Origin of the sequence: Methanosarcina sp. MSH10X1, assembly GCF_004099695.1 — an archaeon.
In the GTDB taxonomy this organism is placed as follows: domain Archaea; phylum Halobacteriota; class Methanosarcinia; order Methanosarcinales; family Methanosarcinaceae; genus Methanosarcina.
On record NZ_SCHL01000009.1, the window covers coordinates 95,031 to 109,201 of the forward strand.

The 14,171-nt window shown below is 44.6% G+C and carries 12 protein-coding genes and 1 tRNA gene; 9 read left to right on the forward strand and 4 right to left on the reverse strand.

The window, feature by feature from the left end; all coding sequences use genetic code 11:
- Nucleotides 1-57: 57 nt before the first annotated feature.
- From dnaK to EQO05_RS09220, 4 genes are all read right to left on the reverse strand, one after another.
- The gene (dnaK, locus tag EQO05_RS09205) at nucleotides 58-1,911 is read right to left on the reverse strand and encodes a molecular chaperone DnaK (RefSeq protein ID WP_128505831.1); all 1,854 of its coding nucleotides are present in this window, start codon (nucleotides 1,909-1,911) and stop codon (nucleotides 58-60) included.
- Nucleotides 1,912-2,084: 173 nt separating this feature from the next.
- Entirely contained in the window at nucleotides 2,085-2,714 is a 630-nt protein-coding gene (grpE, locus tag EQO05_RS09210; protein ID WP_128505833.1) for a nucleotide exchange factor GrpE, read from the reverse strand.
- Between the two features lie 127 nt (nucleotides 2,715-2,841).
- Nucleotides 2,842-3,300, reverse strand: a complete 459-nt coding sequence (locus EQO05_RS09215) for a heat-shock protein (RefSeq protein ID WP_128505835.1) — start codon at nucleotides 3,298-3,300, stop codon at nucleotides 2,842-2,844.
- 68 nt (nucleotides 3,301-3,368) lie between these two features.
- Nucleotides 3,369-3,632, reverse strand: coding sequence for a hypothetical protein (locus EQO05_RS09220; protein WP_128505837.1), 264 nt, complete (start codon nucleotides 3,630-3,632; stop codon nucleotides 3,369-3,371).
- 64 nt (nucleotides 3,633-3,696) lie between these two features.
- Between EQO05_RS09220 and EQO05_RS09225 the strand changes: the two genes are divergently transcribed.
- From EQO05_RS09225 to EQO05_RS09270, 9 genes are all read left to right on the forward strand, one after another.
- Nucleotides 3,697-4,656, forward strand: coding sequence for an ATP-grasp domain-containing protein (locus tag EQO05_RS09225; RefSeq protein ID WP_128505839.1), 960 nt, complete (start codon nucleotides 3,697-3,699; stop codon nucleotides 4,654-4,656).
- Nucleotides 4,657-4,732: 76 nt separating this feature from the next.
- Nucleotides 4,733-5,707 carry a hydantoinase/oxoprolinase family protein gene (locus EQO05_RS09230; RefSeq protein WP_128505841.1) on the forward strand — a complete coding sequence of 325 codons (975 nt, stop codon included), beginning with the start codon at nucleotides 4,733-4,735 and terminating at the stop codon, nucleotides 5,705-5,707.
- Entirely contained in the window at nucleotides 5,700-6,440 is a 741-nt protein-coding gene (locus EQO05_RS09235) for an amino acid kinase (protein ID WP_370273664.1), read from the forward strand. The genes EQO05_RS09230 and EQO05_RS09235 overlap by 8 nt, the downstream gene beginning before the upstream one ends.
- 202 nt (nucleotides 6,441-6,642) lie before the next feature.
- Nucleotides 6,643-6,813, forward strand: a complete 171-nt coding sequence (locus EQO05_RS09240; RefSeq protein WP_128505843.1) for a zinc finger domain-containing protein — start codon at nucleotides 6,643-6,645, stop codon at nucleotides 6,811-6,813.
- A gap of 88 nt (nucleotides 6,814-6,901) precedes the next feature.
- Nucleotides 6,902-7,171: an elongation factor 1-beta gene (locus tag EQO05_RS09245; protein ID WP_128505845.1), complete on the forward strand. Its 270-nt coding sequence runs from the start codon at nucleotides 6,902-6,904 to the stop codon at nucleotides 7,169-7,171.
- A 64-nt stretch (nucleotides 7,172-7,235) separates the two neighbouring features.
- Nucleotides 7,236-7,307: transfer RNA gene (locus EQO05_RS09250), tRNA-Ala, on the forward strand.
- A gap of 546 nt (nucleotides 7,308-7,853) precedes the next feature.
- A complete protein-coding gene (locus EQO05_RS09260; protein ID WP_370273672.1) occupies nucleotides 7,854-12,173 on the forward strand; it encodes a PAS domain-containing protein in 4,320 nt (1,439 codons plus the stop codon).
- Between the two features lie 38 nt (nucleotides 12,174-12,211).
- Nucleotides 12,212-12,643 carry a response regulator gene (locus EQO05_RS09265; RefSeq protein ID WP_128505851.1) on the forward strand — a complete coding sequence of 144 codons (432 nt, stop codon included), beginning with the start codon at nucleotides 12,212-12,214 and terminating at the stop codon, nucleotides 12,641-12,643.
- A gap of 1,112 nt (nucleotides 12,644-13,755) precedes the next feature.
- On the forward strand, nucleotides 13,756-14,145 hold the full coding sequence (locus EQO05_RS09270; RefSeq protein WP_128505885.1) for a response regulator: 390 nt from the start codon (nucleotides 13,756-13,758) through the stop codon (nucleotides 14,143-14,145).
- The last annotated feature ends 26 nt before the right edge of the window (nucleotides 14,146-14,171 follow it).

Consider the following 14,171-nt stretch of genomic DNA (forward strand, 5'->3'; position numbering starts at 1 on the left):
CAGGTTTCCGGTAAGGCCTGAGAATCTCCAGGCCTGTCTTTATTACTTGGTTTCTCCTTATTTACGCTTTTCGTCGTCAACTACTTCATAATCAGCGTCAACGACCGTCTCGTCAGGACCTTTGGCGTCAGCACTCCCCGCCCCGCCTGCAGCTTCCTGCTGAGCCTGCTGGGCTCTCTGGTACATTGCAGTGGAGATCGGGTATACGGCTTCCTGAAGAGCTTCGGTTTTTGCCTTAATATCTTCGCTGTCCTTACCTTCAAGAGCTTTCTTAAGGTCGTCGATGGCGGCATTTACCTTTGACTTCTGGTCCTCTGTAGCCACATCTGCGGATTCCTTCAAAGTCTTTTCCGCAGCATTGATCAGGGCTTCGGCATTGTTCCTGTTTTCAACTTCTTCTTTGCGCTTTCTGTCTTCCTCGGCATGCATTTCCGCATCTTTGACCATGCGCTCGATCTCGGCATCCGTAAGTCCGCCTGGCTTCTGGATGGATATGGACTGTTCCTTACCTGTTCCAAGGTCTTTTGCACCAACGTGCAGTATACCGTTTGCGTCGATATCAAAGGTAACCTCAATCTGCGGGATGCCTCTCGGAGCCGGGGGAATGCCGTCCAGAGTAAAGCGCCCAAGGGTCTTGTTTTCAGAAGCAATTCCCCTTTCCCCCTGAAGGACATGAATCTCTACAGACGGCTGATTGTCAGCTGCGGTTGAGAAAACCTGGCTTTTCTTGGTAGGAATTGTCGTGTTTCTCTGAATCAACGGGGTAGCTATGCCTCCGAGCGTCTCAATTCCGAGGGTCAGAGGAGTGACATCAAGCAGCAGGACGTCTTTGACTTCGCCCCCGAGCACACCGGCCTGGATGGCTGCCCCGATTGCAACGGCTTCATCAGGGTTGATGTTTTTGTAGGGTTTTTTGCCTGTGAAATTCTCAACAAGCTCGACTACCGCAGGCATCCTTGTGGCGCCTCCGACCAGAATCACTTTGTCAAGGTCGTTTGGAGTAAGTTTTGCATCGCTGAGAGCCTGGCGCATGGATACGAGGGTCTTTTCAAGAAGATCCTCGGTCATCTTCTGGAACTGGGCTCTGGTCAGGTCAATATCAAGGTGCTTGGGATCCCCATCCGGACCAACTGTAAGGAAGGGAAGGTTGATATTAGTACTGGCAACGCCTGACAGCTCGATTTTGGCTTTTTCTGCAGCATCGGTTAAACGCTGGAGTACGGACTTGTCTTTAGAGAGATCGATTCCTTCGATTTTCCTGAACTCGGCAAGCAGATAATTAACAATGCGCTGGTCAAAATCGTCTCCTCCGAGGTGGGTATCGCCGCTTGTGGACTTTACCTCAAAGACTCCTCCTCCGAGTTCGAGAATGGATACGTCAAAGGTTCCGCCTCCAAGGTCGTAAACAAGAATAGTTTGCTCGATATCTCCTTTGTCGAGCCCGTAAGCCAGGGATGCGGCAGTTGGCTCATTGATTATCCTCAGGACGTCAAGGCCTGCAATAGCCCCTGCGTCCTTTGTAGCCTGCCTCTGGGCGTCATTAAAATATGCAGGAACCGTGATAACAGCCTGTTTAATCGCTTCTCCGAGATAAGCTTCCGCATCGGTTTTGAGCTTCTGGAGAATCATTGCGGAAATTTCCTGCGGTGTGTATTGCTTTCCCTGCAGGGTGACCCTGTAATTGGCGTCTCCCATATGCCTTTTAATGGAATAAACAGTATTTTCAGGATTCGAAACAGCCTGCCTCTTTGCAACCTGGCCTACAAGTTTCTCCCCTTTTTTGGAGAATCCGACCACTGAAGGGGTCGTTCTGGCGCCTTCGGCATTCGGGATCACGACAGCTTCCCCGCCTTCCATTACTGCCATGCATGAGTTCGTAGTACCAAGGTCAATACCCAGTATTTTTGCCATGTTTTATCCTCACTAGATTACTTGGTTAGATTTTTCAATTAAAATTTTAGATAAAAATATTTAGACAAATCATTGAATTAAATTATTTATTAAGTTATCTGACTAGATTACCTAGTTAAATTTAAGAGTTAAGTCCTATCTGATTCAGGAGTAAAGTTATGCCTGAATCTTCTTTATTCCCCGGCCTCATCAGGGTTTCTGGCCACTGAGACCATAGCAGGCCTGACAACTTTCGAATTAAGAGCGTATCCGGCTTTATAGACCTCTACTATAGTATTGTCTGGAACTTCAGAGGTCTCGACATGCTGAACTGCCTCGTGCCTGTGAGGGTCAAATTCACTGGCTTTTTCACTCTTAACTTTCTCAAGCCCATACTTTTCGAGGATTGAGAAAAATTGTCTTGAAAGCTGTTCTATTCCGCTGACAATCGAGCTCATATCCTCTGCGGTTTTTGCAGATTTAAGAGCGCGATCGAAATTGTCCGTTACTTCAAGGAAGTCGAGAAGTACCTGTTCGAGCACGGCTTTCCGGCTTTCTTCCATCTGGCGGGCGGTCCGTTTTCTGAAATTGTCAAAGTCTGCTGCAAGCCGGAAAAGCTGGTCCTTGAGAATCTGGTTCTCTTCCTGACACAGGACTTCAGGGCTTTTTTCAGTTTCGGAACCGTCAGAAGCTTCTTCGGGTTTATCCCGTGCTTCATTAGCCTCTCCCGCTGAAGAACCAGAATTCCGGGCATCAGGATTTTCAGCCCCAGGCTGGGTATCTTCTTTAGAATCCGTATTTTCTTCTTTATTGAATATTCTCATTAGTCGATCCCCATCAAGTAATTATAACGGTTTCGCTCGTCCTGATCTGTGATTGTTTGTAATTCTATAAATACTTTTTGGACAATTGAAAGAATATATTACTCATGTAGGAAAAGAAAAAGAAAAATCAGTAAAAGTGGTTTTGAAGTTTGTAGGACAGTGCTTTGAGCATTATGACACTTGCAATCATGGAAGCCGCAACTGCAGAAATCACCTGATCCCATCCTATGGCCGAAATTCCTCCTCCCAGTGCGAACTGCACGCCGCCTACGAGTGAAACGAACACGAAGGAAAAGCCGAAACCTGCAAGAGCTCCTCCAACAAGGGAACTTAGAGTGTCAAGCCCATGTCTTTCGTAAAAAACCATGCCTGCAATAAACATTACCGCAAAGATCAAAAGCACAACTGCGGTGGGCAATGGACTTTCTTTTGTGGAAAAAATCTCAAAGAGCCCGAGCGCCATATCAACCAGAAATATGCCCATAAGAACTGCAATAGAAAGGGTTTTCACAAAAGGGTTTTCAAAGACCGACTGAGAGTTAGGGTTTTTGCTGCTAATATTACCAGGCACCTTTATGTTTTGCAATGTATAACTTTTAAAGTATAAACTGTATAATTTATATAAACTTTTACATATTCAATTTAGCTCCTAATTCAAGGCATTAGCCACACCATTGACCCGCAAGCGTGGCGTCGCTTGAGCCCGCCCCGGTTGCATCGTTTAGATAAATCAGGGTTTTCGATAAAACCTTTTCTCAAAAGGTTTTCGCTCAAGCCGTTTTTGAAAAGGCTTGCGTTGAAACCGTTGCGCCGGTTTATCACGCTCCGGTTACATCGTTTAGATAAAGCATGCGTTTTTGATAAAACTTTTTTGAAAAAGTTTTCGCTCAAGCCTTTTTTGAAAAGGCTTGCGGTCAAACATTTTTCTTAGAATTTTTGGCTTGCAAAAGTAATATATAAATGACCGGGTTTTTCCTTTCCAATGAAAATCCTGATTGCAGAATTTGCTGTCGGTACGGATATTGAGAAATCCCTTATCCCTGAGGGGGCGGCTATGCTTAAGACCCTTGCGGAAAGTTTTGTCCGGCTTGGGCATGAGGTTTACTACCCGTCAGCAGGCACAAAAATCTGTGCAGGCACATGCATAGAGTCTACAGCCGAAAGTTTCAGGCAGGTGATTGAGAGGACGGCAAAGGACTGTGATGCAGGGCTGGTTATTGCCCCTGATTCAATGCTTTCCGAGCTGAATGAAGTTCTTGAAGAAAATACCGCAAACCTGGGATGTCCACCCCGGTCGGCAGCCTGCTGTGCGGATAAGCTGCTCTGTACGAAAATTCTGAAGAAAGCCGGAATTAAGACCCCTGAGCTTGCAGGAAAAGCCGAAAAGGGAAAGAGGTATGTTACAAAACCCAGATTCGGTTGCGGAGCCGAGGAAACATATCTGGTCACAGGATTCGAGAACAGGGAAGGACTTATTGCAAGCGAGTATATAGAAGGAAAGCACCTGAGTGTAAGCCTTATTGCAGGAAGAACCCCACTTCCCCTGACTGTAAACCGTCAGTTCATAGAATTTGGTGAAAAAGATATAGAAACCGGCGAAAGTGGGAAAACAGGAGTTTCCGGCATAAAATACAATGGCAGCCTTACTCCTTACCACACTCCTGGCAGAGAAGAACTTTATGAAACCGCAATCTCCACAGCAAAATGCCTGAACTGCTTCGGATATGTGGGCGTGGATATTGTATTCGCCGACTTTCCGTATGTAGTGGATGTAAACCCGAGACCCACTGCCTCACTTTTCGGGATCAGCCGTGTTATGCGGGAGGAAATAGGAGACCTGCTTTTGAAAAATAAGTTTGGAGAACTGCCTGACTCGGTAAACCTGGAAGGAGAATACCGCTTTTCAAAAGATGGGCTTGGAGAACTTTTCGGAAGAGCGTGAAAGATGGGTAGAGGCTAAAAGCCGGAAAAGAGCAAATACTAGAACTTGAAAAAAGAACAGAATAAAGGGCTCAAAAATGAATTCGAAGATTATCGGGCTTGATATTGGAGGAGCGAATACCAAACTTGCTTCTTCGGACGGAAAGATTATAGAACTGCATTATTTACCTCTCTGGAAAAATACACGGCTTCCTGAGGTTTTAAAGGAAATTGCGCAAAGGATGCAGCCCGAAAAAATTGCTGTTGTTATGACCGGAGAACTTGCAGACTGTTTTGAGGATAAGGAACAGGGCATTCGCTTCATAAAGTCATGTGTCGATTCTGCCTTTGAACCTTCAAAGGTGTCTTACATAAACAGTATGGGCAGGTTTCAGCGCGAGGCTGGTGATATAAGAGAACTTGCTGCTGCCAACTGGGCGGCTTCAGCCAGACTGGCCGGAAAAGAGTTCGGAGATTGCATTTTTGTTGATGTAGGGAGTACCACAAGCGATATTATTCCGATCCTATCAGGCGAACATAAAGCAGGACTTACTGATTTTGACCGGCTGTGCAGGAGCGAACTTGTATATGCAGGCACGCTCAGGACAAACCTTGCCGCGCTTCTCGGGAAAGTAAAGCTTGAAAGGGGCCTGTGCAGGACGGCTTCAGAACTCTTTGCTACAACTGCGGACGCTTATCTCCTGCTTGGTAAAATCGATGAAAGCGCGTACACATGCGAAACCGCTGACGGAGCAGGCAGGAGCAAAACCGATGCTATACGCAGGCTTGCAAGGCTGGTCTGTGCAGACCTTTCCGAAATCCGGGAAGAGGAAATTTATGAAATCGCAGGTCAGGTAAAGGAAAAACAGGTTTCTGCCCTCGCCGAGGCGATTTCAGAGGTTGCGAAAAGAAACGGGCTTAAAAAAATCGCAGCCGCAGGCCTCGGAGAATTCCTGATAAAGGAAGCTGCAGAGAGGCTTGGCTTTGAATTTATCTCAGTATCCGGACATTGGGGCGAGGAAATTTCAAAAGTTTTTCCGGCGTACGCAGCTGCCAGGCTCCTCGATGCCTGAATTCTTCACTTCAGGACAGCCTAATAGAGGTGAAATAATCCCTTTCAGAAAGGAAAAGAAAACTATGAGGGTGGTGCTCAAAATCGGTGGAAGCCTTATCAAGGAGGCTCCAGTCCTTGTAAAAAGGCTGGCAAAGGAATTTGGCTCAGAAATCCCCGAAACTTCAGGAGGAGAGTACGCAGCCGAAAGACTGCCTTTTTCCATTCTCATAGTGCCCGGAGGAGGCATTTTTGCTGATGTAGTCAGGGAAACCGATGAAAAGTTTTCTCTGGGCTCCGATGCAGCCCACTGGATGGCTATACTCGGAATGGAACAGTACGCCTGCTACCTTCGGGACAAAACCGGTGCAATAGTTATAGAAACGATAGCAGAACTGCCTCAGGGAGTCTCTATTCTTTTTCCATACAGGTTCCTGAGAAAAGAAGATCCCCTGCCCCATACCTGGGATGTGACTTCCGATACAATCGCAGCCTGGGTTGCAAAGCAAGCCGGAGCAGCATTGATAAAGGCTACGGATGTAGACGGCATCTTCAGGGATGGAAAATTAGTCAGGGAAATTTCTGCTGCCTGTTGCACCGGAGACCGCGCAAGCTGCATTGATCCTGCCCTGCCGGAGTTTCTTCGGGAAAACAGAATGGATTGCCTGATCGTAAACGGAAAATGTCCGGATAGGGTTATTCGGGCTGTGTACGGAAAGCCTGTGCACGGCACTATGGTAAAGGGGAATATTTAAATCGTATATCGTATATGACTAGGGGAGAAGCAAAGCATATCGCAAAGCGTATCCAAAAGCATTAATTAAATTCAGTTCATTAAATCTGCTAATGTTAACAAAGGTGCCAGGAAAGCAGAAGCTCGATGCTAAAGAAGGCACCCGATTCATCGGTAACTCGTTACAGATTTACTATTAGAATTAACTTTTAAGGAGAACAAAAATGTCAGCACAAAAAGTTGAGTACTGTACTTCATGTGGAATCCGTCTCGTGGAAAAGGGATATGTCAAGTTCCCCTGCCCGCAGTGCGGATCAGAAATCGGAAGATGTTCAAGTTGCAGGCAACAGGGCAACGTATACACCTGCCCCAAGTGTGGATTCAAAGCACCCTGATCAAGGCAAATCCCCGATCGCTTCTAATGCTCGTGTGAACGGGGTAAAATCAATTAAAAATCAGATAAAAATATAAAGAGGTATCATAATGGGTGATGTTGCAGCAAAAATTAAAATTATGCCAGAAAGCGTTGAAACCGACCTTGCAGAATTGAAGGAAAAGGTAAAATCCGTAATTCCTGCCGGGGCAGACCTTCACGGCGACATTGTCGAAGAACCTATTGCATTTGGCTTGAAAGCTTTGATTGTGACCTTAATCGTTAACGACGAGGAAGGCGGAACTGAGCCTGCAGAAGAAGCCTTTGCAAAAGTTCCCGGTGTCGAGAACGTACAGGTTCTTGAAGCCTACCGTATTTAAGAGGAGAAAAAACCCGGACAACGCGTCCGGAAAAACACCTTTTCACATTCTCCTCTCTTTAAAAGGGCTCGTAGATCAGGGGAAGATCGTTACGTTCGCAACGTAAAGGCCGCGGGTTCGAATCCCGCCGAGTCCATTAGATTCTTCAAAAATTCAGGCTTTTTTAAAAACTTGCTTGCTCAAAAAACAATTTATTCGCATAAAATGGAAATGTAAGCTTTTTTCTACAAGGTTAACGGCTTAAAATTAATCTATGATTTTATCCATAACGTTGTGAAACCGAATAAGTGGAGATAGCTTGCCCAATACTCCTGTTTCTAGCGGATATCCAGAAAGATTTTTTCCCGTATACTCCGTATTATGCGATCTATTTTTAAACAAATCATGCCGAACTTCCGAAAATCCAGATAGATATCATATACTTTTTAAATAGTGGATGCATATGGGCCAACATATTTTTCTAACCTAGATAAGCCAGGAAGCCTCGGACTAAAGAAAATAAGAAGTGGAGAAATGGGGAGAAATCCTCAAAAGATATTTTTAGCCTGGACTTCGATAACGATGCTGATATCTGTTTCTGTCAACTGGCAAATACCCAGATTAAGAAAACGGGGGATTGTAAATTAAAAGTAATGATTTGCTTGATGAAGCAGAAGAGATAGGGGAATCAAACAAAGAGAGAATGGTAGCGGAACTTTCTCCGAAGAACCCCACTATTTTCCTGAAACTGGGAAAAGAAGGTACTGTCCTCTGGGCTAACAGAGCAGCTGATGCTCTTCTCGAATTTTGGGGCATAAAAAAAGGAGAAAAAGCTCCTCAGGAGCTAAGACATAATATAAGAAGAGTCCTCGCACAGAAGAGCCCGAAAAATCTTGAAATTCAAGCAGGAAAAACAACGTATGCTGTAGTAATCTATCCTTTTCCGGAAGAGAACTATGTGAATCTTCAGGGGGTTGACATCAGTTTCAGGGTTCTTGCCGAAGAAAGATTCCGTAAAAAGGAAAAACAGTATATGTCCCTGAGCCACCTGGGCAAGATCTCCCTGACATGTAAAGACCTCCAGGCTATTCTGGGAGAAAGTGCCCTGCTTATTGCCAGGAGTCTTAATACGGAATTCTCCAGAATTCTGGAACTCAAGCCCGATGGAACCTTTATCGTGAGGGCAGGATATGGCTGGAAGGAAAAGCCTGGGGACAATACTGTAGGAGAAAAGTCTCAGGCAGAACATACTCTTTTTTTGAAAAGACCGATCATCCTGGGGGATATTCAAACTGAAACGCGTTTTGAATGCAGTGAATTTCTCAGGCGGCATGGTATAGCCAGCGGAGTAACAGTCCTTATAGGAGACGTGAATAAGCCTTTCGGGATAATGGAAGTCTACAGCCGGGAGAAGAAAGGGTTTACTGAAGATGATATTTATTTTCTGGATTCTGCTGCTTTTTTGCTGTCTGAGATCATAGAACGCCTGCGTGCCGAGGAAAAACTCCGGATTCATCAGCATGAGCTGGAAAAACTCATTGAAAAAAGAACCCTGGAATACACAGAGGCAAATGAGAAACTTGTAAGCGAAGTGGCGGAAAGGAGAAAAATTGAAAAAAGCCTCAGGAATAGCCTGAAGTTTCTTGAAACTCTTCTGGATACAATACCTGCGCCTGTATTTTATAAAGATAGTGAGGGCAGGTATCTGGGCTGCAATGATATATTAGCCAGGCAGGTCCTGGGACTGGAAAAGGAAGAGATTATAGGAAAGACCTTTGCCGAAGCGTACAGACAGTCTCCAGGCGGAATCTCGCTTGAAATCCCTCAGGATGACCTGGAACTGTTGCGGAAAGGGGGAAGCGATACCTATGAGAAGGAAATCACGTGTGCCGACGGTGTAAAAAGGGACTTTCTGGCGAGCAGGGCAACTTTTCCCGACGAGGAAGGAAAGACAAGAAATATAGTTACCGTACTGCTTGATGTAACCGGACTCAGGAAAGCCGAAAGTAAGCTTCAGAACAATGTGCGGTTTCTGGAAACCCTGCTTGATAGTATTCCGAGCCCTGTGTTCCAGAGAGATTTGAATGAGATATATGTAAATTGCAATGAGAGTTTTGCCAGACAGATTATGGGGCTTTCCAAAGACGAAGTTATAGGGGGTTCTTTCAGGGAGTTTCAGAAAAGAATCCCGAAAGAACTTGCAGAGATTTATCATAAGGATGACAGGAGCCTTATTGAAAAAAGGGGAAGCAATTATTACGAAACTAGAGTGATCTGTGCCGATGGTGTGGAACGGGATTTCATATTCCATAAAGCCACCTACCAGGACAGTTCAGGAAAAGTAGCAGGCGTTGTCGGTGTAATGCTGGATATAACCCAGCGTAAAGAGGCTGAAAAAACCGTCAGGAAAAGCGAAGAGAAGTATCGGAGTGTCGCCGAACAGACAGGACAGCTTATATATGACTATGATATCAAATCCGGGCGGATTGACTGGGCAGGAGCCATTTCGCAGCTTACGGGCTATAGCCCTGACGAGTTCAAACAGGTAAATGCTGAAGGCTGGATAGCGAATATCCATAAAGAAGATCGGGAAAAAGCCTGGGGAGCCCATGAGAACGGTATGAAATCCGGGGGAAGATGCCTTGGAGAATACAGGTTCAAAAAGAAGGATGGGAGTTATTTCCATGTCGAAGACAGCAGCATTTACCTGTTAGACGAAAAAGGTAGGGTATATCGGGCTGTGGGAGTAATAAAGGATATAACCGAAAGAAAACTTGCCAGGGAAATTCTTGAAAGAAATGAGGAGAGGTACAGGGCAGTTGCAGTGCAGACAGGACAGCTCATTTATGATTACGACGTGAAAAATAATCACAGTTCCTGGGCAGGTGCAATTGAGGAGCTCACAGGCTATAGCTTTGAAGAGGTACAGGGCTTTACTTCTGACTTCTGGACTGACCATGTCCATCCAGAAGATCGGGAAAAAGCTGTAAAGGCCCATGCGAATTGCATGGAAAGAGGTGAGAAATACCTTGAAGAATACCGATTCCGGAGAAAGGATGGAAGTTATTTTTCCGTAGAAGATAGTGGCGTTTACCTGAAAGACGAAAGCAGGGGCATATACAGGGTACTCGGGGTCATTAAAGATATTACTGAGAGGAAGAAAGCAACCGAAAAGGTTCGGAGAAGTGAGGAAAAGTACCGGATCGCTGCTGAACAGACAGGCCAGATAGTGTACGACTATAATACGAAAACCGAAGATGTAGACTGGGCGGGAGCTATTGCAGAGCTTACCGGCTACAGCTCGGAGGAATTTGGGAGGATCAATCCTGAGATCTGGCTGGAGCATATTCACCCTGACGACCGTGAAAAAGTGATGGAGAATGTCAGGCTCTTCTTTGAAAAAGGGGAAAGATTAAGGGAAGAATTCAGGTTCCGTAGAAAGGATGGAAGTTATATTTATGTAGAGGACCGGGGAATCCTCCTGAGAGATGAGGAGGGGAGCGCTTACAGACTGCTTGGGGTGATGAAAGATATAACCAAGCTGAAACTCGTTCAGGAAAATCTTGAGAAAAGCGAGGAAAGATACCGGACTGCTGCCGAACAGACAGGCCAGATAGTATACGATTACGACAGGCTCACGGGTAAAATACAATGGGCTGGAGCTATTAAAGAACTCACCCAGTACAATCTGGAGGAGTTCCGGAACTTTAACAGGAAGACCTGGGAAACGCATATCCATATGGATGACCGGAAAGGAATTATTGAAGAGCTTGAGAAGTACAGGGAAAGAGGAGAGAGATTCGCCACTGAATACAGATTCAGAAAGAAAGACGGAACTTATCTGTATGTGGAAGACAGCGGAATTTTCCTGAAAGACGAAAAGGGATACTCTTACAGGGATATAGGGGTAATGAAAGATATTACAGGGATAAAACTGGCGTCAAAGAAACTGAAAGAGAGTGAAGAGCGATACAGATCCTTTATGAAGAATTTCAGGGGTATAGCTTTCCAGGGGACTCTGGATTTCATACCTATCCTGGTGGACGGGAGTGTGGAGGAAATTACAGGATATGGGGCAGACGATTTTATCTCAGGGAAAGTAAACTGGCATCAGATTGTTCTTCCTGAAGATCGACACAGGCTTGTTAATAATAATGAGAGACTGATGAATAATCCGCTGCTTCTTATAGAGCATGAATACCGTATAAGGCACAGGAATGGTAAAATAAAATGGGTCCGTGAGATTATTCAGAATGTCTCGGATCTAACAGGAAAGCAAAGAATCCTGCAGGGAGCGGTATATGATATAACCGTGCAAAAAGAAGCCGAAGAGTCGCTGAAGAAAGTAGATGAAATCCGTAAAAAAGAGATCCATCACCGCATAAAAAATAATCTCCAGGTAATTTCCAGCCTGCTAGAACTCCAGGCTGAAAGGTTCAGCGAAAAGGAAGTCCTTGAGGCTTTCCGTGAGAGCCAGAACAGGGTTGCCACCATGGCTATAATCCATGAGGAACTGTACAGGTCAAGAAATAACGAGACCCTTGATTTCTCGGAATACCTTCAAAAATTGACTGTAGATCTTCTTCGCTCTTACACTGTCAGAAAAGACGATATAAGGATGGTGCTGGATATTGAGGAGACTTTTCTCGGGATGGACACGGCAGTTCCCCTTGGGATAATTATTAATGAGCTCGTGTCCAATTCTCTGAAACATGCTTTTCCTCAGGATAGAAAAGGAGAAATCCGGATAAAACTCTGCAGGGCTGAGGAGAAGGATAAGAATAAAAGTATAAGTAATAGCACCAATAATATTGATGCTAAGAGCTCAGTTGACAAAAGTAATCAATATTCGCTGGTAGTTTCGGACAATGGGTTGGGTTTTCCGGAAAATCTTGATTTCAGGAATACTGGCTCTCTGGGTCTGCAACTTGTAAACATTCTTGTTGAACAACTGGAGGGTACAATCGAGCTTCAAAAAGGTGCAGGGACTACCTTCAAAATATTGTTTGAGGAAGACGACTGATTATCCGGAGGCTTATCCGACATTAAAGGGGAGATACAATGAAAAAAGCAAAAATTCTGGTTGTCGAAGACCAGAATATCGTGGCTCTTAATATTAGAAATAAATTGAAAAATCTTGGTTACACTGTACCGGGTACTGCGTCAACAGGAGAGGAAGCAATAAGAAAAGCAGAGTTGACGAATGCAGACCTTGTCCTTATGGATATTATGCTGAAAGGGGAAATGGACGGAATCGAAGCTGCCCGTGAAATTAAAAGTCGGCTCCGGATTCCAGTGCTTTATCTCACCGCTTATACTGACGACGAGACTCTGGAGAGGGCAAAAACGACAGAGCCTGCAGGATATATTTCAAAACCTTTTAAAGAAGAAGACCTGCACAGCAATATAGAAATGGCTCTCCACAAGCACAGAGCCGAGAAAAAAGAAGCTGAAAAAGAAGCCGAAAAAGAAAGTGGAAAACCCACTGAATAATTTTCACCCCATACCGGACCCTATGAGGTCTCAATGAAAAACTTTAGAGGAAATCCTTGCGGACACAGGGTATTAAAAACTCCTGAAAGATGAAATTGAAAACAAGAGAATAGTTTCAAGCACTTATGGGAGAATCCTCTATATCTCTTTTATATTAGAAACAAATGTCAGTTTTTCTCATAAAAGTGGCACATCATACCAGAACTGGAAATGTGCAGCCACTCATTTTTCAAGAATATTATTTCCCGGATCAGGAACCGGAAAAAGTTTAGAATTTCAACATTACAGCGAGCCTTCTTATACCCCAGACCATTTATATCACAGCCAACACGAAAAATATGCCCATGCCTGTTAGTAGTTCGCTTTAGCGCAAGTGTTGACCCGCGACCGTTGACCCGAAACCGTTGACCCGAAACCGTTGCGCCGGTTTATCACGCTCCGGTTAAGCCGTTTTAGATAAAGCATGCGTTTTTGATCAAACTTTTTTTGAAAAAGTTTGCGCTCAAGCCTTTTTTGAAAAGGCTTGCGTTGCGCCGGTCGATCACGCTCCGGTTACACCGTTTAGATAAATCAGGGTTTTTGATAAAACTTTTTCTCAAAAGGTTTTCGCTCAAGCCTTTTTTGAAAAGGCTTGCGTTGCGCCGGTTTATCACGCTGATAGTGACGTTTTCGATAAAGCATGGTTTTTGATAAAACTTTTTTTGAAAAAGTTTTCGCTCAAGCCTTTTTTGAAAAGGCTTGCGGTCAAGGATTTTTTGAAAAGGCTTGCGGTCAAGCTTATTTAAAAAAGGCTTGTGAAAAGGGCTGCGGACTCCCGAGGCGCCGGGCCGTCCTCCTGAGGCGGAATTCGGGCGAGACGGGACTCGGGAAACAGTAAAATTAATAAAAAAAGAGCTTATAATAACTGTGTAACTTTTGGTGGTCAAAATGCACAAACCTGAACACAGGGGATTATAAATAATATTAGCTATACTTATCCGGGTTGCAGCCTGAAATTACTTCTTTGAGGGGAAAATCAAGATAATCAGACGTAATTTTAGAAGAGATTATAAAACCGGGGCTGATGGAAAAATTAAAGGAATACTCAAGAAGAGATAAAAATGGGTGAAAAAATGGAAAAAACAAAAATTCTGGTTGTTGAAGACCAGACAATTGTAGCTCTCAATATTAAGAACAGGCTGAAAAATATGGGGTATGCCGTTCCAGGTACTGCTGTTTCAGGGGAAGAGGCAATAAAAGAGGCTGAGCTTACGGACGCTGACCTGGTTTTAATGGATATTATGCTAAAAGGGGATATGGACGGGATTGAAGCGTCCAGGATCATTAAATCGCGCTTCGGAATACCCGTGATTTACCTCACTGCCTGTACGGATTTCGAGACCCTCGAGCGAGCGAAATTAACAGAACCGGAGGGTTACATTTCCAAGCCATTTAAAGAGGAAGATCTCTGCAAGATTATAGAAGCAGCCCTTCTTAAAAGTCAATCAAAAAAGAAAGATTGAAAAGGCTTGTGACCACACGTGAGAGT